Origin of the sequence: Photobacterium sp. BZF1 (assembly GCF_014349205.1) — a bacterium.
GTDB lineage: Bacteria > Pseudomonadota > Gammaproteobacteria > Enterobacterales > Vibrionaceae > Photobacterium.
The window spans coordinates 13,333-35,503 of sequence record NZ_JACSOF010000028.1 but is presented as its reverse complement, the minus strand read 5'-3'; the positions used below and the strand labels follow the sequence as shown (position 1 = coordinate 35,503).

At 50.5% G+C, this 22,171-nt stretch carries 22 protein-coding genes; 17 read left to right on the top strand and 5 right to left on the bottom strand.

The features are described 5' to 3' along the window. Positions 1 to 115 precede the first annotated feature (115 nt). The 6 genes from rnr to rplI all read left to right on the top strand — a co-directional run bounded on the left by rnr (position 116) and on the right by rplI (position 5,190). Positions 116 to 2,671 carry a ribonuclease R gene (gene rnr, locus BIZ37_RS08335; protein ID WP_187461115.1) on the top strand — a complete coding sequence of 852 codons (2,556 nt, stop codon included), beginning with the start codon at positions 116 to 118 and terminating at the stop codon, positions 2,669 to 2,671. A gap of 3 nt (positions 2,672 to 2,674) precedes the next feature. Then, positions 2,675 to 3,409 (top strand): 23S rRNA (guanosine(2251)-2'-O)-methyltransferase RlmB, encoded by a 735-nt coding sequence (gene rlmB / locus BIZ37_RS08330; RefSeq protein WP_107300943.1) that lies wholly within the window; start codon positions 2,675 to 2,677, stop codon positions 3,407 to 3,409. Between the two features lie 344 nt (positions 3,410 to 3,753). Then, entirely contained in the window at positions 3,754 to 4,146 is a 393-nt protein-coding gene (gene rpsF, locus BIZ37_RS08325; protein ID WP_107300944.1) for a 30S ribosomal protein S6, read from the top strand. 7 nt (positions 4,147 to 4,153) lie between these two features. Next, the gene (gene priB / locus BIZ37_RS08320) at positions 4,154 to 4,456 is read left to right on the top strand and encodes a primosomal replication protein N (protein ID WP_107300945.1); all 303 of its coding nucleotides are present in this window, start codon (positions 4,154 to 4,156) and stop codon (positions 4,454 to 4,456) included. A 16-nt stretch (positions 4,457 to 4,472) separates the two neighbouring features. Beyond that, positions 4,473 to 4,700 (top strand): 30S ribosomal protein S18, encoded by a 228-nt coding sequence (gene rpsR, locus BIZ37_RS08315; protein ID WP_002539422.1) that lies wholly within the window; start codon positions 4,473 to 4,475, stop codon positions 4,698 to 4,700. Between the two features lie 37 nt (positions 4,701 to 4,737). Continuing rightward, positions 4,738 to 5,190, top strand: a complete 453-nt coding sequence (gene rplI, locus BIZ37_RS08310; RefSeq protein WP_107300946.1) for a 50S ribosomal protein L9 — start codon at positions 4,738 to 4,740, stop codon at positions 5,188 to 5,190. A gap of 126 nt (positions 5,191 to 5,316) precedes the next feature. On the opposite strand, the gene BIZ37_RS08305 is transcribed toward rplI, so the two are convergent. Further along, complete coding sequence (locus tag BIZ37_RS08305) at positions 5,317 to 6,072, bottom strand: YdiY family protein (protein WP_107300947.1); 756 nt, start codon at positions 6,070 to 6,072, stop codon at positions 5,317 to 5,319. A 226-nt stretch (positions 6,073 to 6,298) separates the two neighbouring features. On the opposite strand from BIZ37_RS08305, the gene BIZ37_RS08300 reads away from it, so the two are divergent. The 3 genes from BIZ37_RS08300 to BIZ37_RS08290 are packed head-to-tail and all read left to right on the top strand — an operon-like array spanning position 6,299 to position 10,133. After that, positions 6,299 to 7,696: a replicative DNA helicase gene (locus BIZ37_RS08300; protein WP_107300948.1), complete on the top strand. Its 1,398-nt coding sequence runs from the start codon at positions 6,299 to 6,301 to the stop codon at positions 7,694 to 7,696. A gap of 59 nt (positions 7,697 to 7,755) precedes the next feature. Then, positions 7,756 to 8,835, top strand: coding sequence for an alanine racemase (gene alr / locus BIZ37_RS08295; RefSeq protein WP_187461114.1), 1,080 nt, complete (start codon positions 7,756 to 7,758; stop codon positions 8,833 to 8,835). A 47-nt stretch (positions 8,836 to 8,882) separates the two neighbouring features. Further along, positions 8,883 to 10,133 carry a BamA/TamA family outer membrane protein gene (locus tag BIZ37_RS08290; RefSeq protein WP_187461113.1) on the top strand — a complete coding sequence of 417 codons (1,251 nt, stop codon included), beginning with the start codon at positions 8,883 to 8,885 and terminating at the stop codon, positions 10,131 to 10,133. Between the two features lie 44 nt (positions 10,134 to 10,177). On the opposite strand, the gene BIZ37_RS08285 is transcribed toward BIZ37_RS08290, so the two are convergent. Continuing rightward, positions 10,178 to 10,597 (bottom strand): secondary thiamine-phosphate synthase enzyme YjbQ, encoded by a 420-nt coding sequence (locus tag BIZ37_RS08285; protein ID WP_187461112.1) that lies wholly within the window; start codon positions 10,595 to 10,597, stop codon positions 10,178 to 10,180. A 293-nt stretch (positions 10,598 to 10,890) separates the two neighbouring features. On the opposite strand from BIZ37_RS08285, the gene pgi reads away from it, so the two are divergent. Next, a complete protein-coding gene (gene pgi / locus BIZ37_RS08280) occupies positions 10,891 to 12,543 on the top strand; it encodes a glucose-6-phosphate isomerase (RefSeq protein WP_107300952.1) in 1,653 nt (550 codons plus the stop codon). A gap of 71 nt (positions 12,544 to 12,614) precedes the next feature. Here pgi and BIZ37_RS08275 read toward each other — a convergent pair whose 3' ends face one another. The 3 genes from BIZ37_RS08275 to zur all read right to left on the bottom strand — a co-directional run bounded on the left by BIZ37_RS08275 (position 12,615) and on the right by zur (position 14,038). Further along, entirely contained in the window at positions 12,615 to 12,824 is a 210-nt protein-coding gene (locus tag BIZ37_RS08275) for a cold-shock protein (RefSeq protein ID WP_036822839.1), read from the bottom strand. A 268-nt stretch (positions 12,825 to 13,092) separates the two neighbouring features. After that, on the bottom strand, positions 13,093 to 13,557 hold the full coding sequence (locus BIZ37_RS08270) for a chemotaxis protein CheX (RefSeq protein WP_187461111.1): 465 nt from the start codon (positions 13,555 to 13,557) through the stop codon (positions 13,093 to 13,095). 37 nt (positions 13,558 to 13,594) lie between these two features. After that, a complete protein-coding gene (zur, locus tag BIZ37_RS08265; protein ID WP_187461110.1) occupies positions 13,595 to 14,038 on the bottom strand; it encodes a zinc uptake transcriptional repressor Zur in 444 nt (147 codons plus the stop codon). 1,003 nt (positions 14,039 to 15,041) lie between these two features. Here zur and dusA point away from each other — a divergent pair. From dusA to BIZ37_RS08230, 7 genes are all read left to right on the top strand, one after another. After that, positions 15,042 to 16,061 (top strand): tRNA dihydrouridine(20/20a) synthase DusA, encoded by a 1,020-nt coding sequence (gene dusA, locus BIZ37_RS08260; protein WP_187461123.1) that lies wholly within the window; start codon positions 15,042 to 15,044, stop codon positions 16,059 to 16,061. 219 nt (positions 16,062 to 16,280) lie between these two features. Next, positions 16,281 to 16,511, top strand: coding sequence for an envelope stress response protein PspG (pspG, locus tag BIZ37_RS08255; RefSeq protein WP_187461109.1), 231 nt, complete (start codon positions 16,281 to 16,283; stop codon positions 16,509 to 16,511). Between the two features lie 148 nt (positions 16,512 to 16,659). Further along, positions 16,660 to 17,304: a TIGR04219 family outer membrane beta-barrel protein gene (locus tag BIZ37_RS08250; protein WP_187461108.1), complete on the top strand. Its 645-nt coding sequence runs from the start codon at positions 16,660 to 16,662 to the stop codon at positions 17,302 to 17,304. 117 nt (positions 17,305 to 17,421) lie between these two features. Then, positions 17,422 to 17,655 (top strand): thymidylate kinase, encoded by a 234-nt coding sequence (locus BIZ37_RS08245; protein WP_107300958.1) that lies wholly within the window; start codon positions 17,422 to 17,424, stop codon positions 17,653 to 17,655. 147 nt (positions 17,656 to 17,802) lie between these two features. After that, the gene (locus tag BIZ37_RS08240) at positions 17,803 to 19,626 is read left to right on the top strand and encodes an assimilatory sulfite reductase (NADPH) flavoprotein subunit (protein ID WP_187461107.1); all 1,824 of its coding nucleotides are present in this window, start codon (positions 17,803 to 17,805) and stop codon (positions 19,624 to 19,626) included. Next, the gene (cysI, locus tag BIZ37_RS08235; protein WP_187461106.1) at positions 19,626 to 21,317 is read left to right on the top strand and encodes an assimilatory sulfite reductase (NADPH) hemoprotein subunit; all 1,692 of its coding nucleotides are present in this window, start codon (positions 19,626 to 19,628) and stop codon (positions 21,315 to 21,317) included. The genes BIZ37_RS08240 and cysI overlap by 1 nt, the downstream gene beginning before the upstream one ends. Further along, entirely contained in the window at positions 21,310 to 22,071 is a 762-nt protein-coding gene (locus BIZ37_RS08230) for a phosphoadenylyl-sulfate reductase (RefSeq protein ID WP_187461105.1), read from the top strand. Before cysI ends, BIZ37_RS08230 begins: the two co-directional genes overlap by 8 nt. Positions 22,072 to 22,171 lie beyond the last annotated feature (100 nt).

Here is a 22,171-nt window from a genome sequence, read left to right as displayed (position 1 = left end):
CAAAATCAATAACTTCAAATTCTCTCTGGGGAGCTAAATTTTCGACTTGGCTCCCGTCTGTTCACCTAGGGCGCGGATATACTTGAAGTATCTCTTCGCCAACTTGGATCTAATTATGTCAAAAGGTACTACCGATTTACCGGTCGATCCTTTTCGCGATCGCGAAGCATCAAACTACGAAAATCCTATTCCTAGCCGCGAAATGCTGCTGGAAGTGATTCGCGGTTATTCGACGCCAGTCAGCCGCGATCAGTTATTCGAAGAACTGAAACTTGAAGGCGAAGACCAATATGAAGGTCTGCGCCGTCGCCTGCGCGCCATGGAGCGTGATGGCCAGCTAATTTTTACCCGTCGTCAGTGCTATGCCTTGCCAGAGCGCCTCGATTTGATCAAAGGCCATGTGATTGGCCACCGGGACGGATTTGGCTTCCTTCGCCCGGAAGGCACCCGCAGCAAGGAAGAAGACTTGCTGCTTCCCCACCACCAAATGCGTGGTGTGATCCACGGTGATTACATTCTGGCCCAGGTGGCTGGTACGGATAAGCGTGGCCGCCGCGAAGGGCGCGTAGTCCGTGTACTGCAGCATTACGAAGGCCAGATTGTCGGCCGCTTCTTTATCGAAGACGGCATGGGCTATGTAGTGCCGGACGACTCCCGTATTGCCCAGGATATCGTGATCCCGAATGACCAGCGCATGGGTGCGCGAATGGGTAACGTAGTAGTGGTTGAAATCAACCAGCGAGCTACCCGCCAGTACAATGCCGTAGGCAAGGTTGTTGAGGTATTGGGCGAGAACATGGCGCCGGGGATGGAAATCGAAATTGCCCTGCGTACCCACGATATCCCCCATGAATGGCCGGCGGAAGTTGAGAAACAGATCCAGGGGCTCGGCGAAGAAGTTCCTGAGGAGGCCAAGCAGGGCCGAGTTGACTTGCGTAAGCTGCCATTGGTGACGATTGATGGCGAAGATGCCCGTGATTTCGATGATGCGGTCTACTGTGAGCGCAAGAAGTCTGGGGGCTGGCGCCTGTGGGTTGCGATTGCCGATGTCTCCCACTATGTCCGCCCGGATTCAGCGCTGGATACCGAAGCAGTGCGCCGTGGTAACTCGGTGTATTTCCCTTCTCAAGTGATCCCGATGCTGCCGGAAGTCCTGTCCAACGGCCTGTGCTCGCTTAACCCGCAGGTTGACCGGCTGTGTATGGTGTGCGAGATGACCATCTCGGCATCCGGTAAGCTCTCTGGCTATAAGCACTACGAAGCGGTGATGAACTCCCATGCACGTCTGACTTATACCAAGGTCAGCAAGATGCTGGAAGGCGACGAGGAACTGCGCGAGCGCTATGCTCCGCTGGTGCCGCATCTTGAAGAGCTATATGGCATGTATAAAGTGCTCAAGACTGCACGTGAAGAGCGTGGGGCCATTGAGTTCGAAACTATAGAAACCCAGTTTATCTTCAATGCCGATCGTAAGATTGACCGTATTGTGCCGGCAGAGCGTAACGATGCCCACAAGATCATTGAAGAGTGTATGATCCTGGCTAATATTGCCTCGGCCTCGTTTGTCGAGAAGGCCAAAGAACCAGCGTTGTACCGGGTACACGATACCCCGGGTGAAGAGCGCCTTACAGGTTTCCGCGACTTCCTCGGCGAACTCGGCCTGCAGCTTTCTGGTGGTTTGGAACCTGCGCCGAAGGACTATGCTGCCTTGGCTGCGATGATCCAGAGCCGCCCGGACCATGAACTGATCCAGACCATGCTGCTGCGTTCGATGAAACAAGCGGTTTATCAGGCGGATAATATTGGCCACTTTGGTCTGGCCCTGAAGCGCTATGCCCACTTCACTTCGCCGATCCGCCGCTATCCGGACTTGACCTTGCACCGTGCGATCAAGTATTTGGTGGCCAAGCAGGAAGGGACCAACAAGGACCGCTGGACACCGACCGGAGGTTACCATTACTCCTTTGATGATATGGATACCCTGGGTGAGCAGTGCTCGATGACCGAGCGCCGTGCCGATGACGCGACCCGCGATGTGGCTGACTGGCTGAAGTGTGAGTACATGCAGGACCATGTCGGTGACGAGTTCGAGGGTGTGATTGCCAACGTAACGGGTTTTGGCTTCTTTGTTCGCCTCAACGAACTGAATATCGACGGCCTTGTCCATATCTCCAACTTGGCCAATGATTACTACCAGTATGATCCAATTGGCCAGCGCTTGATTGGTGATAGCTCCGGCCAGGTATATCGCCTGGGTGATACGGTGAAGGTCAAAGTGGCGTCGATTAATCTCAATGACCGCCAGATCGACTTTGACATCGTAGGCAGTAACCGCAAGCCGCGCGGGGCTGGCAAAACCGCCAAGAACCGAGAGAAAAAGCAACGCATGCGAAAAGCCGAGGGCATGCAGCGCCAGAGCATGAAGGTATACCGCGTTAAAGACGGTGAGGCCGAACAAGAGTCGCGTTCGAAGTCGAAGAAAGAACGTAGCTCAGTGCGCCAGAAGCTAAAAGCCGGTGCTATCCCGAAACTCGAGGGAGACAAGGCACCGGAAGGCAAAGGCGGTAAGCAGGGCGGCAAGGGTAAGCCGTCCGCAAAGAAAAAATCGACCAAGGTACGCAAGAAGAAACAGCGTGCCGGGAAGAAAGAACGAGCAGCTAAGAAGAATTAATCCATGAGTAATAACATGATTTTCGGCATTCATGCCGTGAAAGCCGTTTTGGCGGCAGACCCTTCTCGCTTCATCGAAGTTTTTGTATTGAAGGGCCGTGAAGATGACCGTTTGTTGCCGGTGATCAACGAGCTACAAATGCTGGGGATCACTATCCAGCAGGCTGGGCGTAAGGCTCTTGATGATAAAGCCCAAGGCGCATCGCACCAGGGCATTATCGCCCGTGTCCGCCCTGGCAAGCAGTACAACGAGAATGATATCGATGACGTGTTGGCGGGCAAAGAAAACCCACTGTTGTTGGTACTCGATGGCGTAACCGACCCGCATAACCTAGGCGCCTGCCTGCGTAACGCGGATGCTGCGGGCGCGGTAGCCGTGATTGTGCCGAAGGACCGCTCGGCACAGCTTAACGCAACAGCAAGCAAGGTCGCTTGTGGTGCTGCTGAAGTGGTACCGCTTATCCGTGTGACCAACCTGGCCCGCACTCTACGTGCGCTACAGGACAAAGGCGTATGGGTCGTAGGTACCGCTGGTGAGGCCACTCACGATCTTTACCAAAGCAAGCTGACCGGTCCGCTGGCAATTGTGATGGGCGCCGAAGGTGAGGGCATGCGTCGCCTGACCCGTGAAACCTGTGACGACCTGATCAAAATCCCAATGGCAGGCTCGGTTTCAAGCTTGAATGTATCGGTAGCAACGGGTATCTGTCTGTTCGAAGCAGTACGCCAGAGGCAGTAAGAGAACTCGGCAAGGGGCAATAGGCCCTTGGCAAGGGGAAGAGCAGGAGTAATGTGAAAACGTTGCTCCTGCTTTTTTGTGAGAATAGGCAAAAAGTTTCAAACACATTGATAGAAAGTCGTCATGTAGAAAACTTGCATTGCCCATTGCCCATTGCCCATTGCCCATTGCCCATTGCCCATTGCCCATTGCCCATTGCCACTTTGTCACAAATTTCTCTTGCTTCAATTGTCCATTCTCTGTACTATTCTGCCTCCAAATTCTCGGTTATTTATTTTAGTTCCTTGCTTCTCTTGGTTAACCGAGCCAATCCGAGAAGCTGATTAATCCGTAAGGAGCAACCCATGCGTCATTACGAAATCGTATTCATGGTGCACCCAGATCAGAGCGAGCAGGTTGCTGGCATGGTCGAGCGTTACACTGGTGCAATCAAAGATTCTGGTGGTCAGATTCACCGTCTAGAAGATTGGGGCCGTCGTCAACTGGCTTACCCAATCAACAAACTGCACAAAGCACACTACGTTCTAATGAACGTTGAAGCTGAGCAGTCTGTAATTGACGAGCTAGAGTCTAACTTCCGCTTCAACGACGCTGTGATCCGTAACATGATCATGCGCACTAAAGGCGCTATCACTGAGCCATCTCCAATGATGAAGGCTAAAGAAGAGCGTGCCCCACGTCGTGAAGAGCGTGCAGAGCAACCTGCACAGTCTGAAGGCGAAGCTGCAGCTGAGTAATTGTTAAATGACCAATCGTCTGGAGTTATCTGGCGTTATTGCCAAAGACCCCAAACGAAGCCGGTCGCTGGCAGGTGTGCCTCATTGTCACTTTGTGCTTGAGCATCGCTCCTACCAGAAAGAAGCTGACCTACCACGCCAGGTGTATTGCTACATCAACGTGGTAGTAAGCGGGCAAGGTCAACAAGTTCTCACTCAAGATTTAGCTATCGGCAGCCACATTAAGGTAGGCGGTTTTGTCTCCTACCACACCGGACGTAATGGTCTAGGTAAATTAGTGTTGCATGCTGATCACATTGAAAAAATTTAGTTCAGGAGATAAGCCCATGGCACGTTTCTTCCGTCGTCGTAAGTTCTGCCGTTTCACTGCAGAAGGCGTACAAGAGATTGACTACAAAGACGTAGCAACTCTTAAAAACTACATCACTGAAGCTGGTAAAATTGTACCAAGTCGTATCACTGGTACTCGCGCTAAATACCAGCGTCAGCTAGCTCGCGCTATCAAGCGTTCTCGTTACCTAGCACTTCTACCATACACTGACAAGCATCAGTAATCGGTAGCGGTTTAATTAAGTTTAAGAGGACAAGATAATGCAAGTTATTCTACTTGATAAAATCGGTAACCTAGGTGGCCTTGGCGATCAGGTTAACGTTAAAGCGGGTTTTGCTCGTAACTTCCTTATCCCACAGGGCAAGGCAGTAATGGCTACTAAAGCTAACGTTGAAATGTTCGAAGCTCGTCGTGCTGAGCTAGAAGCTAAAGTTGCTGAGCAACTGACTGCTGCTGAAGCACGCGCTGAGAAAGTTAACGCGCTTGAAGCTGTAGTTATCGCATCTAAAGCTGGTGACGAAGGTAAACTATTCGGTTCTATCGGTACTCGTGACATCGCTGACGCAATCACTGCGGCTGGCGTTGAAGTAGCGAAGAGCGAAGTTCGCCTACCTGAAGGTGCACTACGTACGACTGGCGAATTCGAGATCAGCATCCAGCTGCACTCTGACGTATTCGCAACTGTTAACCTAAACGTTGTTGCTGAAGACTAATAGCGTTTTGTGTTGATTGCTTAAAACCAGCCTCCGGGCTGGTTTTTTTATGCCTGTAAAATATGAAGAGGTGTATAGGGGCCTGATGCTGAGCGAATGGGCTAGGCAGAAACGGTGTCTTAGGGGTTACATCTTGAACAGCAGGTTGACCGTCATAGCCGAGTCACGTTTCTTCAGGCCGTCCGGTACCCAGCTGTTAAGTTTCTGGTTGTTGCTGATTTTGATGGCGACAAAGTCACTGATGGCGGTGGTGAGGTTGAATTCTGCCTCCATGGTGCTGTTACTGTTACCGGCAATACCCGTAAGTCGTACACCCAATTCAACGGTTTTTGACGGCTTCCAAGTCATCTTGGCGTTGCCACGGAGGATCAGCTCGTCGACGGTTTCTTGCACGATAATATCATCGTCGTCGATTTCATCGAGGTTGGGTTCTTGGTGGCGGTAGCCAGGGCCGGCTTCCACTTCCATCTGGAAGGTTTCTCGCCTTACTAACTGGTAACCCAAACCGGTCGCGAAGGTAAAGTCGGTGAAGTAGGGACCATAGCGGTCATCAACGTAGTTGATGTTGCCCAGCACATAGGTCCGCTCATTGATCTTCATATCGCTCTGAAGCTCGACCTGTCCCTTGCGCTTGTCTTCCTCGCCGTCTTTTTCTGCCAGCAGGAACCTGAATTCACCGGTATGTCGATACTGGTTTTTGACATAGGTGCCCCCAAGGCGGGTGTTGAGGGTTTGTGAGTCCGAGTTTCCCCCAAGAGACTGGTAGCCAAGTTCAAGCTCGGTGCTCAGTGGCGGCGGGATCCGGGTTGGACGCTCATCACTGGTGGCGGCATTGGCATGGGTGCTGGCAAGCAGTACTAAAGCTAACAGGGTTCTTGCCAAGCGGCCTCCTCATTGGGTGAAACAGTAATTGACCAAACCCGGCATTCTAACCGATTTATGTCATCTTTTGGTCAGGAATCGTGGGTCGAATGTATCAAATTGCTCGCAGGGCTCTATTATGTCATTTCTGGAGGGAAAATCGCTATCAACGCTATATTGATAGATGGACTCGTTCTGAATTAAGGTATAATGCTCGGCTTAGTTTCCGGCAATCATTTCAATTCCTATGGCAGAGAATCGCAAACCGAACCCCAAAAAAGACTCCCAGATGGACGCGCTCAAGATGGCGCCGCACTCGCTGGAGGCTGAGCAGTCGGTCCTCGGCGGCTTGATGCTGGACAATGAGAAGTGGGATGTTGTTGCCGAGAAGGTGGTGGCCAAAGACTTCTACAGTCGCCCGCACCGCATTGTTTTCGAAGGGGCAGCAGCCTTGCTCGAAGCGGGTCAACCGCTTGACTTGATCACCTTGTCCGAGCACCTTGAGCGAGCAGACCAGCTCGAGGATGTCGGTGGTTTTGCTTATCTGGCAGAGCTTGCCAAGAACACCCCTTCAGCGGCCAATATTCTGGCCTATGCCGAGATTGTGCGTGAGCGGGCATTGATCCGTGACATGATCAGTGTGGCTAACGAAATTGCCGACGCAGGTTATGATCCCCAGGGCCGTGATAGTGAAGAATTGCTGGATATGGCCGAGAGTAAAGTTTTCGCCATTGCCGAGCAGCGTACTTCGGAAAACGAAGGCCCGCAGAATGTCGATACTATCCTGGAGAAAACCCTCGAGCGTATTGAGCTGCTGTACCAGACACCGCAAGATGGCGTGACTGGGGTATCGACGGGCTTTACCGACCTGAACAAGAAAACCGCCGGCCTGCAGGGCTCGGATCTGATCATCGTTGCCGCCCGTCCATCGATGGGTAAAACCACCTTTGCCATGAACTTGTGTGAAAACGCGGCCATGGAGCAGGAAAAGCCGGTACTTATCTTCTCGCTGGAGATGCCATCAGAGCAGATCATGATGCGTATGCTGGCCTCCCTGTCACGGGTAGACCAGACCAAAATCCGTACCGGTCAGTTGGATGACGAGGACTGGGCGCGCATTTCGTCGACCATGGGTATTCTGATGGAAAAGAAGAATATGTATATCGACGATAGCTCGGGCCTGACGCCGACCGAAGTGCGCTCCCGTGCCCGCCGTATCGCCCGCGACCATGGCGGTCTCAGCCTTATCATGATTGACTACCTGCAGCTGATGCGGGTACCAGGCCTGCAAGATAACCGTACCTTGGAAATCGCCGAGATTTCACGCTCGCTCAAAGCGTTGGCCAAAGAGCTCAATGTGCCGGTGGTTGCCCTGTCGCAGCTTAACCGCTCGTTGGAGCAGCGTGCCGATAAACGCCCGGTTAACTCTGACTTGCGTGAATCGGGAGCGATCGAGCAGGATGCCGATTTGATCATGTTCATTTATCGTGACGAGGTTTACCACGAAGACAGTGCCCTAAAAGGCATTGCTGAAATTATTCTGGGTAAGCAGCGTAACGGTCCGATCGGTACGGTACGATTGACCTTCCAGGGCCAGTTCTCCCGGTTCGACAATTATGCCGGTCCGGCCTTCGATGACGAATAAGGCTATTTAAGCTTAAGATGCAGTACCGGTTTGCCGGGCAATAATGAGTAGGAACATAGATGAAAGCGGCAACAGCGTATATCAATACCGAGGCATTGACTCACAACCTGCAGCAAATCCGCTGCCAGGCGCCAAACAGCAAGATACTGGCCGTGGTGAAGGCAAATGGTTATGGCCATGGGCTGGAATATGTGGCGAAAAGCCTACCTGATGTCGATGGCTTTGGTGTTGCCCGTATTGAAGAAGCCTTGACCCTGCGTGCTGGTGGCGTGGTCAAGCCGGTGTTGTTGCTGGAAGGCTTTTATGCCCCTTCTGATCTGCCCGTGTTAGTAACTAACAATATCCATACCGTGGTCCACTCGATTGAACAGCTGGAAGCTTTAGAGCGAGCGGAGTTGGATAGCCCTGTTGTGGTATGGCTGAAAATCGATACCGGCATGCATCGCTTGGGCGTACGTCCCGAGCAATATGCCGAATTCGTCGAGCGTCTCCATGCCTGCCCGAATGTGGCAAAACCGCTGCGTTATATGAGCCACTTTGGTTGTGCGGATGAACTGGCGAGTGATGTCACGCCACGCCAGATAGATGCTTTCATGGCGTTGACCGAGGGTTGCCGTGGCGAGCGATCGCTAGCAGCTTCTGCCGGGATATTGGCTTGGCCTGATAGCCACTTGGAATGGATCCGACCTGGGATCATTATGTACGGTGTATCGCCGTTTGCTGAACCGGCACGCGGTGCCGAATCCTATAACTTGAAACCGGTTATGACACTGACCTCAAGCCTGATCGCTGTTCGCGAGGTGAAGAAAGGTGAGTCAGTAGGGTATGGTGGGATCTGGACCAGCGAGCGTGATACTAAGGTTGGCGTTATCGCGATTGGCTATGGTGATGGCTATCCGCGTACTGCGCCTAACGGTACCCCGGTAATGGTCAATGGCCGTATTGTCCCAATGGCTGGCCGGGTATCTATGGACATGCTGACCGTTGATCTGGGGCCAGATTCTACGGATAAAGTCGGTGACGAGGCCATTTTATGGGGAGAGGGATTACCAGCCGAGATTGTTGCCGAGCACATTGGAACTATTGCTTATGAGCTGGTGACTAAACTCACATCCAGGGTTGCCATGGCGTATCAGTAATTGGCTTACTTTTATCCAAAAACGACAAACGAATTAACTCATATACAATGACAAGAATTATCAAAGCCGCAGCAATGGTTGCGGCTTTTTCATGCTCAACGACTGCTTTGGCCGATAGTTGGCCGACATGGGATCCCGAGACAGCCTTCGTGCCTTTTGCGTTTTCGACGGATGCCATGGGTGTATCGGTTGGTATGGCCGGCTTGCTCAAAGGGGCTGGACAGCCTCAGGCGGCTTTACTGGGGGCTGGGGTATACAGTGAAAAGGGAACCTGGCTCACTTACCTTGGGGCCAGCAACTATATTATCAGCCAAGACAGCCGGTGGTTGTTTGGCGCTGAGTTGTTTGATGCCAGTTACAAACAGTTTGATTACTACCTTGGTGAAGCGTCGAGCAACGGGTCATCGGTTGATGACAAGGTGGTTGCGGATGCCAAAGAGTCGCAATATCGCTTGTCAATGAGGTATATCCTGCCACTGGGGGCCGGCGAGAGCCAGGGTATCAGAGCTGCATTGATGCCGGTCCGCAAACTGACTGGCCATACGCCGTGGGAAAGTGGTGTGAGTTCGTTGGAGTTTAGGCCGTTTTATCAGGGACGGGAGTTCGATGATTTGCCGACCTCCCAAATCGAGCCGGCTGACTTTAGTGAAGTTGAAGAAGTCTGGGGGCTGGAGACCCGTTTTGACTGGGATAACCGTAACAATACCCGTAACCCTACCGAAGGTAGCCAGAGCCAGTTTTCGGTGACCTATGATCCTGGTAGTAGTGATCGTCCAAGCTGGTGGAAGTGGGAGTTTGAACAGAGCTGGTTCTGGTCATTCGGTAACCTCGGTGAGTTGTTTGACCAGCAGATCCTCGCATTGAACATTTACACGGCAGATACCCCAAGCTGGAACAGTACCGAAAAGGTCAATGGCACTGATACTTTCCGTCGGCCGCCTGCCTATGCCGGTAACCGTCTGGGGGGCTTGTACCGCCTGAGGAGTTTTTCCGGAGGCCGTTTCGTCGACAGGGCGGCGATGAGCTATAGCATGGAATACCGGGTAATGCCTGACTGGCAACCGCTGGAGGACTGGCCGGTATTTGAATGGTATGACGTGCCATGGTGGCAATGGGTGGCCTTCGTCGATGTCGGCAGGGTTGCCGACGAGTACGATTTGGCCGAACTCCACAGTGACATGAAATGGAGCGTCGGTGGTGCGGTTCGATTCCAGGTTGAAGGGATCGTGGTGCGAACGGAAATGGCTTGGGGCAGCGAAGACAGCCTGTTCCGGGTCATGATCAACCAGCCTTTCTAGTTTCCTTTCTTTTTTACAGGGTGGCGCATCTTGCGCCCCCTGTCCTATTCTCCCTGCAAGGTAATAACAAGGCGGCGGCTACCGCCATGGTCACGGTGCTCGCCAAGGTACACACCCTGCCAGGTACCCAATGCAAATCGGCCGTTGGTGATTGGCATACTGATGCTGGTGCCAAGCATGGAGGTCTTGATATGGGCAGGCATATCATCATCCCCCTCGTAGGTATGTTGGTAGTAAGGGGCACGTTCCGGCACAGCCTGATTGAAGTGGGCTTCCATATCACTGCGAACGGTAGGGGCAGCATTTTCGTTAAGTGTCAGACTGGCCGAGGTGTGCTGGATAAACAAGTGGGCAAGCCCGACGTTTATCTGAGCGAGCTCAGGAATTTGTTGTTCAATTTCATCGGTAATGAGGTGGAAGCCGCGGGCTCGTGGGCGTAGTTGGATTGTTTTTTGGTACCACATCGTTATTATTCCTTTTATTACACGAGCAAGAAACGTGTCATATAGTCAATATATGCCGGTTTCCTGAGCTTACCATTTACTCTCAAGTTTCGTGACCTGACGCAATGAAGGTAGGTATCCCTTCACGTCATAATTATTCATAAGTTGTAAAATTACAAAAATTTAGCTGACCTGTTAACTTGAGCTACACTAGGGTCAACAAAACGAACAACATTTACTAAGATCGGGGATCCATTGCTTGGATTATGCTGACAAGACTAATGGATTAACAATTAAAAATCAGGAACTTCATCATGTTGAAAAACATCAATCCGACTCACACTGAGGCGTGGAAAGCGCTAACTGCACACTTCGAAGACGCTCAGGACCTTCAGCTTAGCGAGCTGTTTGCCAATGACGGCGAGCGTTTCAACAAGTTCTCTGCCAACTTCGGCGATGACATCCTTCTGGATTACTCCAAGAACCTGATCACTGAAGAAACCATGAGCAAGTTGTTTGCTTTGGCTGAGCAGACTGAACTGAAAGCGGCGATTGCAGACCTGTTCAGCGGTGAGAAGATCAACCAGACAGAAGGCCGTGCAGTTCTGCACTCGGCACTGCGTAACCGCAGCAACACGCCAGTTATGGTTGACGGCGAAGACGTGATGCCAAACGTCAATGCGGTACTGGAAAAGATGAAAGGCTTCACTGCACGTATTGTTGACGGTGAATGGAAAGGTTACACCGGCAAAGAAATCACTGACGTGGTGAACATCGGTATCGGTGGTTCGGACCTTGGTCCTTACATGGTGACTGAAGCGCTGGCACCATACAAAACTCGCCTGAACATGCACTTTGTTTCTAACGTAGATGGCACTCACATTGCAGAGACACTGAAAGGTCTTAACCCAGAAACTACGCTGTTCCTGATCGCATCTAAGACCTTCACCACCCAGGAAACCATGACCAATGCCCACTCGGCGCGTGATTGGTTCTTGGCTTCTGCAAGTGATCAGGCTCACGTTGCGAAGCACTTCGCTGCACTTTCTACCAACGCGCAGTCTGTAGCGGATTTCGGTATCGATACTGACAACATGTTCGAGTTCTGGGACTGGGTTGGCGGTCGTTACTCGCTATGTTCGGCAATCGGCCTATCTATTAGCCTGGCTATCGGCTTCGACAACTTTGTTGAGTTGCTAGAAGGTGCCCATGCGATGGACCAGCACTTCACTGAAGCGCCGCTTGAGCAAAACCTACCGGTTATCCTTGCCCTGATCGGCATTTGGTACAACAACTTCCACGGCGCAGAAACTGAGGCTATCTTGCCTTACGATCAGTACCTGCACCGTTTTGCGGCTTACTTCCAGCAAGGTAACATGGAATCGAACGGTAAGTGTGTTGACCGTGGCGGCAACCCAATTGACTACCAAACGGGTCCAATTATCTGGGGTGAACCAGGCACAAATGGCCAGCATGCGTTCTACCAGCTTATCCACCAAGGTACCAAGCTGATCCCTTGTGACTTCATTGCTCCGGCAATCAGCCACAACCCACTGAGCGATCATCATCCGAAGCTGATGGCGAACTTCTTTGCCCAGACTGAAGCGTTGGCATTCGGTAAGAGCAAAGAGCAGGTTGAAGCAGAATTCCTGGCTGCTGGCAAAACGTTGGAAGAAGTTGCTGAGCTAGTACCGTTCAAGGTATTTGACGGTAACCGCCCAACTAACTCTATCCTGGTTAAGCAAGTAACACCGACGGTATTGGGTTCATTGATCGCACTTTACGAGCACAAGATCTTCACCCAGGGCGTGATCTGGAATATCTTCAGCTTTGACCAGTGGGGTGTTGAGCTAGGCAAGCAACTAGCCAACAATATCCTGCCTGAACTAGGCGGCGCAGAGGCTGTAGCTAGCCATGATAGCTCGACCAACGGTCTGATCAATGCATTCAAACAGTGGCGCCAGTAATCGCTAGCTGATTGGAAGCAATAAAAAACGCCGCTTTGCGGCGTTTTTTTATGAAGGGCTTTTCGGCGGCATTAAGACAGCGCAACAACTTCGCTCGCTTGTGGACCTTTCTGACCATCTGTCACGATAAACTCGACATTTTGACCTTCATGTAGGGTGCGACGGCCCTGAGCCTGAATAGCACTGAAGTGAACGAATACATCTTTGCCATCAGCACCAGAGATGAAGCCAAAGCCCTTTTCATCGTTGAACCATTTTACGGTTCCAGTCAGTTTGTTCATGTTACGATCTTTCCTTTGAATGAGGGTATTTCCTTGCTTAGCCCCACGGGTAAGCAAAATGACGCGCGGGGGACATCAAATGTATAAGTGTCTTGATGCCTATCCAGCATATCGAGTCTAGATCGAATATATGACAGTTGGTAGTCTTTTATCTGAGATTTGTGGCAACTTCACATAAAAATCAAAGTGATAAGTTTGATGATAGGTTGCGGTAAGGACTTTCAACCAGCGAGGCCAGTTGAAAGTCTAAGGAACGGATGAAGTAAGATTATCCGTCAAAACAGATTTCGATAAAGGCTTTACCGTACTCGGAATCAAACGGCATGATAATTATCGCGCCATCACACTTGTGGGTAATGGTATGGCCGCGACCAGATACGACTGCCGGGGTAGCCATATCGAATTCGTAGCCTTTCTCTGCCAGGATGCGCTTGGCTCCACCGGTCACCATGTTGGTGATTTCACCCACCATATCTGTGACCTCTTCATTGATGCTATGTGGGCGCTCACCCAGCATTCTTTGCATGATTTCTAGTGCAAGTCCCTCATCAAAGGTAATCGACATTGATCCTTTGGTTTTCGGGCCAACCATACCAATCAAACCGGAGACATCGCCTCGGGCAATTTCATCTTTTTTGAGTCGGGGTTTCTGTGGAGCCAGCTCCATCGACGCCATGGTTTTGAGAACATTCAAAAGTGACGCCAGGAAAGGGTTTACGAATTCTGCGCGCATAATCTAATAACGACTGTCTCTGTCTGAATAAAATAACTTACTTGTTTTTACACTGCTGGCAAACACCATGACTTTCAACAACATGGTTTGTGACTTCAAAGCCTCGTTGCTCTGCTCGCTGGCGAAGAAGCTTAGCAAGCTCTTCATCATGGCACTCTTCGACATTCCCGCACTGGCTACAGATTAGCAGCTGAGAAAAATGATCAGCATGGCCTAGTAGACAACAGGCAATATAGCTGTTGGTTGACTCGACTTTGTGGACAAAGCCTTGGGCAAGGAGAAAATCGAGGGCTCGGTAGATTGTCGGAGGCTTCGCCTGGGGTTCGCTTTCACGTAGCAAATCCAACAGTTCGTAGGCACTGATCGAGCTATGATGCTCGATGATCAATGTCAGAACCTTCAGTCTTTGAGGCGTCAGTCTTACTCCTCGTTGCTCACAGAGCTGCTGGGCGGTTGCCAGCAACTGACCTTTATTTGCCATATAACCTCAAAATACAAGCGATAAGTACTCCATATTACCACACTCATTCCCAAAGTGACCTCTGTAATAACGTTTCCGTTATTTGTGCCGGAAAATTGTCGCCAAGCAGTGTTAGGTGTATCGGTCATTACAGATTATTACCATCTTGCTTTGCTTTTTGATTTACATACACCTTAAAGCTGTACGTTTTCTTTGTGTGGTTTTTGTTGTTTGTAAAGTATTGATTTTATTGGTTTTTTATTCACGTTCAGCTTTTTGAGGTTTTTCCCGTCTGAACTGTTTTCATTTTGCTTGTGATGCCTCAAAAGCTAATTTGATTTAAAATCAATGGCTTATGTTTATTTTCAAAATGTTATTTTTCATTTTGCCTACCATGTTACTCAAGGTTTCATCAATTGGCCTATTATGTTCTTTTTGAAGTTAGTTTTTAGCCTATGATGATCTATTTACTTAGAATAATTGGCACATCATGATCTAATTAGTGCCTCTGTTTGGATCATGATGATCTTTTTGCTTGTTTCTAAGTTGATGAGATCGCCAGATTATTATGTACAGCAAAAATAATTTTGTTCAGGGTAAAGCTGCTCTTGACTTCTGATGCTTGGGGTTGTGCTTTTATATATTATAAATATCAATAGCTTATGTGTATGTGCAGCTTTCTTGGTTTTATTCTGGGGTTGCTGGTATCCAAAAGCTTATTTAGCTGTACATTGAAATGATGTTTGCAATTAAGTCACTGTTTTTATTTTGTTATTTAGTGTTATTAAAAATATACCTGTGTTCTTTTTACCTTTTGGTATTGCCGGATTAATGTTGCTTTTTACAGTCTTGCTAGCCTTGAATTGCAGGCTAAGCAAGATGCGATTTGGGATAGTGCTAGGAATAGGGTAGAATCCGCCTCCTTGCAGCGTTGTAAGATCCTTGGTTTGGGTGTAGCCCCTACCAGAAACGATAGATTTAGCGGTCGATAATGAGGTTTCCGATGACAGATACTGCTGTTGTAATGAACGAACAGTCTAACGATGAGCAAACACAGCTGGGCCAGTACCCGGACTGTCGTTTATCTATTGCGCCGATGCTCGATTGGACTGACCGCCATTGCCGCTATTTCCATCGCTTGATCAGTGAGCGTACCCAGCTTTATACCGAGATGGTGACAACGGGCGCCATTATCCACGGTAAGGGTGATTATCTAGCTTACAACGAAGAAGAGCATCCGTTGGTACTGCAGCTGGGTGGCTCAAACCCTGCCGAGCTTGCGCAGTGTGCCAAGCTCGCTGCTGAGCGTGGTTACGATGAGATCAACCTCAACGTTGGTTGCCCGTCTGATAGGGTCCAGAATGGCCGTTTTGGTGCTTGCCTGATGGGCGAAGCAGAGCTAGTGGCCCAGTGTGTTTCTGCTATGCGTGAAGTGGTAGACATTCCGGTATCGGTGAAGACCCGTATTGGTATTGATGAGCAGGACTCGTATGAATTCCTGACTGACTTTATCCGCATCGTCAGCGAAAAAGGCGGCTGTGAGGATTTTACTATCCACGCCCGTAAAGCATGGTTGAGCGGTTTGAGTCCTAAGGAAAACCGTGAGATCCCACCGCTGGACTACCCACGTGTCTACCAATTGAAGAAAGACTTTTCACACCTGACCATGGGGATCAATGGTGGGGTGAAAACCATGGAAGAGATTGAAGCCCACCTCCAACATATGGATGGGGTAATGGTAGGCCGTGAAGCATATCAAAACCCGTATTTGCTTGCTGAAGTGGATCAGCGCCTGTATGGCTTGGACAAGCCGATGAAAAAGCGCCGCGAGATTGTTGAAGCCATGTTCCCGTATATTGAACGTGAGTTGGCCAAAGGCACTTACCTCAACCACATCAGCCGCCATATGCTGGGCCTGTTCCAAAATATGCCAGGTGCACGTCAGTGGCGTCGCCATATTAGCGAGAATGCCCATAAGCCAGGTTCTGGTATTGAGGTGCTGGAGCAGGCAATGGCGAAGATCCCTGCCCACCTTGATGTCTAACCCTCCGGGGCCACAGTGGTGAAAAAGGCCAATTAGTTGGCGAAATCGACCAATATTTCGATGTTAAAGGCATACCGTTTTGCGGTATGCCTTTTTTAATGTGCTGATATTTATAGAGTAAATGGTATTTCAATAACTTGGTCCACTTTGTGCAATACCTAAATCATTGGCGGCAGTGATATTGCCAATAATATTTACGGGATGCCCGAGGAGGGAGCGATGATCGAGTTTTTATTTTTGTTGGCGTTTGCCGTGGTACTGGTCTGTACCGGTGTCAGTATTTTGGGAATGGCATTGGCAGTTGCCGCTGGGTTTGTGGTGATGGCTATCGCAGGCATGATTGGGGTGATGTTCAAATTACTGCCTTGGCTGTTGCTGGTTGCCGTTGCAGTGTGGTTTTACCGCGAGCACAAAGCCGAGCAGACTCACAGGAAGCGCTACTACCGCTAACCGGTGCTTTACCTATGTCCTAAAAATAGAATGTAAAATTTTGAAAGGAAAGTAGATGATTGACATTACAGGTGAAGTTTTCTTAATCGGCATCTGATATAGTCTGGCCGTTTTTTATCTAAATACTAATAAAGAGCGGAGACTCAAAATGAAAAAATTAGCGCTTTCTGCGGTAGCCGCTGCTGTCGCACTGTCTGCGGCAGTACCTGCCCATGCAGCAACGCTTTTTGGGGTGAAAGCCGGTGCCGATGCCTGGTTCACCGATGCCAAAGTTAATGATAGCCGTAGCGATACTGACAGCAATACTTCAGGTTCTTACTACGTGGCGTTCGAGCACTTTGTACCATTGGTACCAAATTTCCGTCTGCGATACACCGATGTGGACAACGGAATTGTTTCCTTTGGCCAGACTGAATACACCGCTTACTACGAAATCCTGGATAACGATGCCGTAGCATTTGATATCGGTGTAACTATGACCAAGTTCAACTCGGGCAAGTTCGATGGTGAGAGCTTCAGCGAGTGGCAGCCAAACATCTACGGTAATGTTGAGCTGGGTATTCCTATGACACCGTTGTCACTATTTGGTGATCTTAACTTCGGTAACTACGACAGCACCAGCACGGTTGATGGCCAGGCGGGCGTGAAATGGAGCATTCCATTGGTTGCCGCTGATCTGAACCTACGCGCGGGCTACCGTGTGATGGACTACGAGTTTGACTTCATCAAGAGCACCAAAGACGCTGAATTCTTTGCCGATGGTTGGTTCCTAGGTGTAGAAATCGATATCTAAACGATTATTTCAAAGCCTCGATTCCAAAGCCACGAGAAATCGTGGCTTTTTTGTTGCCTGTTTTCTCGGTTTTGTACCACCTTTATAAAAGGTGAAACTGTAAAAGGGCTGGGGCTTATGACGTTAACCGAGTTGCAGAACCTCTATACCAATAGCGAGATTGTGGAAGCCGTGATTGAGCCTTCTATTCAGGCTAATGGATGGATTGTTGAGTTCCGCCATCGTCGGGGCGGGTTTGTTCCCCTCACTGATGGTTCGGGCAGTGAAAAGTGCTATCACGATATCGACACTGCCACCGAGCGGGCATTCGAAGTCGGTTTTCACCAAGTGAGAATAGCCGATACCTTCTGAATTACTTAGAAAAACTGCAGCTGAGCCTGCAGTTTTTTTTACCCTTCTCCCTTACAAATCGTTATAAAACATTCTTATCTATTCTTTCTTGTTATTTCTCTGAGTAGCTAATCTAACCCATACGCAATGTATAGGGATCGTCGTGTCATGTTACTTAAGGAACTTTCAGCTCTGGCCAGCCCGCTAAATGATCAGCAAATAGGTCAACTCCAGCAGGCTGCCGCCGAGTTATCGCCACAACAGTTGGCGTGGATCAGTGGATATTTTTGGGGCCTCAGCCAAACACAGGTGGCTGGGCAAACTCAGTCTTCTCCGGCACCGGCTCTTGCCGCCAGCACACAACCTGCCGGTAAGCTGACCATCATTTATGCTTCCCAGACCGGGAATGCCAAGGGGGTTGCCGAGCAACTGAAAGAAGAGGCCGATGCCAAAGGCATCAAGGCCGATATTTTTGCCGCTGGGGATTACAAGGGCAAGAACCTCGCCAAAGAAACCCATGTCATTATCGTGGCCTCTACCCATGGTGAAGGGGAAGCGCCGGATGATGCCATTGAGCTGCATGAATTCCTGCAATCGAAAAAGGCTCCGAAACTGCCGAATTTGCAATATGCCGTGGTGGGGCTGGGCGACTCCAGTTATGAGTTTTTCTGCCAGACTGCGAAAGATTTTGATGCCTTCCTTGGCAAACAGGGTGCAACCGCTTTCCACCCTCGCCTAGATTGCGATGTGGATTATGAGTCTGCGGCAACAGCGTGGCGTGCCGAGGCGCTAGACAAGGTAGAGGAAGCCTTAAAATCAGAGCAGGGAGCTGCCGATGTGGTTCAGCTGCCGCTGGGCCAAGCTTCACCGACAGTATCAGCGTACAACAAGAAGAACCCATACCCTGCAGCACTGCTGGCCAGCCAGAAAATTACCGGCCGACAGTCAGGCAAAGATGTCCGCCATGTGGAAATTGATCTTGAAGGCTCAGGGCTGACCTACCAGCCGGGTGATGCGCTTGGTGTGTGGTATGACAATGATCCTGCCCTTGTTGAAGCAATTCTAGCTAAGACAGGGCTCGCCTCTGAACAGCAAGTCGATGTTGATGGTGAATCAATATCGCTGCGTGATGCCCTCATCAAACATTATGAGATCACGCTGTCTAATCCGCAGCTAGTCACCAAATATGCCGAACTATCAGGCAGCAAAAAGCTGGCTAAGTTGGTCGAAGACAAAGACAAGCTGCGTGAATACGCCGGCAACACCCAAATTATTGATGTACTGGGTGAGAAAAAGGCTGCCTTGAGTGCTGAGCAGTTGCTGGGGTTGTTGCGCCGCCTCACCCCGCGCCTGTACTCGATTGCCTCAAGTCAGGAAGAGGTGGGCGAGGAAGTCCATTTGACCGTAGGGCTGGTGGAATACCACAAAGGCGAAGAAACCCGCCAGGGTGGAGCATCCGGTTACCTTGCTCAGCGTTTGGAGGAAGGCGACAGCGTCAGGGTCTTTGTCGAGCCGAATAACCACTTCAAACTGCCTGAAGATGATAATACCCCGGTGATCATGGTTGGCCCAGGAACCGGCATCGCGCCTTTCCGAGCTTTTGTCCAAGAGCGTGACAACCGTGATGCTGAAGGTAAGAACTGGTTGTTCTTTGGCGACCGTATCTTCACCGAAGACTTCCTGTATCAGGTTGAATGGCAGAAGTATTTGAAATCTGGCGTGGTGGATAGGATTGATGTGGCGTTTAGCCGTGATCAGGCCGAGAAGGTCTATGTCCAGCACCGCCTGTTAGAGCATGCTGCCGAAGTGTGGCAATGGTTGCAAGATGGCGCCCATATCTATGTGTGTGGGGATGCCACCCGCATGGCCAAAGATGTCCACGACGCGTTGGTGACAATCATCGAGCAGCAAGGTAAACAGAGCCGCGATCAGGCCGAGCAATATTTGAGTGAACTACGCAAGAGCAAGCGTTATCAAAAGGATGTGTACTAATGAGCGAGCAAAAACTGTCGGATAACGAACGCCTAAAGCGTGAAAGTAACTTCCTGCGTGGCACCATTGTTGAAGATTTGAATGATCGTATCACCGGTGGTTTTACCGCCGACAACTTCCAACTGATCCGTTTCCACGGCATGTACCAACAAGACGATCGTGATATCCGTGCCGAGCGTGCCAAGCAGAAACTCGAGCCTCTGCATAATGTGATGCTGCGGGCGAGGATGCCGGGTGGGGTGATCACCCCCAAGCAGTGGTTGGCGATTGATAAGTTTGCCGAGGAGCACTCGCTGTATGGCAGCCTGCGTTTAACCACCCGTCAGACATTCCAGTTCCACGGTGTACTGAAACCGAATATCAAGCTGATGCACCAGACATTGAACAAGATCGGTATCGACTCCATCGCCACAGCGGGGGATGTGAACCGTAATGTGTTGTGTACCACCAACCCGGTAGAGTCCGAGTTGCATCAGCAAGCCTATGAGTGGGCGAAGAAAATCAGTGAGCACCTGTTGCCGAAAACCCGTGCCTATGCCGAGATTTGGCTCGATGGTGAAAAGTTGGAGACCACGGACGAAGAGCCAATTCTGGGTAGCAATTACTTGCCGAGGAAGTTCAAGACAACCGTGGTGATCCCGCCGCAGAATGATGTCGATGTCCATGCCAATGACCTGAACTTCGTCGCGATCGCCGAAGAAGGCCAGTTGGTGGGCTTCAATGTACTGGTGGGCGGTGGCTTGGCGATGACCCACGGCGATAAGGCGACCTATCCGCGCAAGGCCGATGACTTTGGCTTTGTACCGCTGGAAAATACTTTGGATATCGCGGCGGCGGTGGTAACCACCCAGCGTGATTGGGGTAACCGTTCTAACCGTAAGAACGCCAAGACCAAATACACCCTAGATAGAGTCGGTGTCGATGTCTTCAAGGCTGAAGTCGAGAAGCGGGCAGGGATCACCTTTGCCCCAAGCCGTCCTTATGAATTTACCGAGCGTGGCGATCGCATCGGCTGGGTGGAAGGCATTGATGGCAAGCATCACCTGACGTTGTTTATTGAAAATGGCCGTTTGCTCGATTATCCGGGTAAGCCTTTGAAAACAGGGGCTGCGGAAATTGCGAAAATCCACAAAGGTGATTTCCGTATGACCGCCAACCAGAATTTGATTGTTGCAGGGGTGCCTGCCAGTGAGAAAAGTAAGATCGAAAAGATCGCGCGCGATCACGGCCTGATCGATGATGGTGTGTCCGAGCAACGGAAAAATGCCATGGCATGTGTCTCACTGCCAACCTGTCCGTTGGCAATGGCCGAAGCGGAGCGCTTCCTGCCAGAGTTTGTAACCGACATCGAACAGTTGCTGGAAAAACACAGCCTGCCGAAGGATGACAATATCATCTTGCGTGTTACCGGTTGTCCGAATGGCTGTGGCCGGGCCATGTTGGCGGAAGTGGGGTTGGTTGGTAAGGCGCCGGGACGCTACAACTTGCACCTCGGTGGAAACCGTAATGGTACCCGAATCCCGAAAATGTACCGCGAGAATATCACGGTCGAGCAAATCCTGACTGAACTGGATAGCTTGGTTGGCCGTTGGGCCAAGGAGCGTGAAGCAGGGGAAGACTTTGGCGATTTCACTATTCGTGCCGGGATCATCGAACCGGTTCTGATATCTAAGAGGGATTTTTATGCCTGATAGCCAATACGCCGCGTTGTTGCAGGCCAGCAAGGTGGAACAAATCCTCAAACTGGCTGAGATCAATGCCGAACTTGATGCGATGTCAGCCCCGCAGCGTATTCGCTGGGCGCTGGATAACTTGCCGCAGCAGTTTGCCCTTGCCTCGAGTTTTGGTATTCAGTCGGCGGTGATGTTACATATGGTGACCCGGATCAAACCGGATATTCCGGTGATTCTAACCGATACCGGGTATCTTTTTCCGGAGACCTACCAGTTTGTCGATCAGTTGACCGAGCGGCTGAAATTGAACTTGCATGTCTACCGTGCAGAGCTCAGTCCGAACTGGCAGGAAGCGCGATTCGGTAAACTGTGGGAGCAAGGTCTAGATGGGATCAAACAGTACAACCGCATCAACAAGGTCGAGCCGATGCGCCGTGCCTTGGATGAGCTTGGTGTTTCTGCCTGGTTCTCCGGTTTGCGTCGTGAGCAGTCACAAAGCCGGGCTACTTTGCCGGTGTTGGCGGTACAGAACGGTTTGTTCAAATTCCTGCCACTGATCGACTGGAGCGATCGCGATATTGAGCAGTATCTTGCCGAGCACCAACTGCCTTACCATACACTCAAGGATGAAGGTTACCTTTCTGTCGGTGATACCCATACGACCCAGAAATGGCAGCTGGGTATGAAGGAAGAAGAAACCCGCTTCTTTGGCCTCAAACGAGAGTGCGGCCTGCATGAAGATGATGTCGAAGCCGATGGATCCGGTATCTAGCTAGCGTGTGCGGGCAGGTATCCGAAAAAAAACCTTACTCATTGCTGGGTAAGGCTTTTTTACATCATGCTGACAGAAGAATCCCACTTGCGCGGTATCT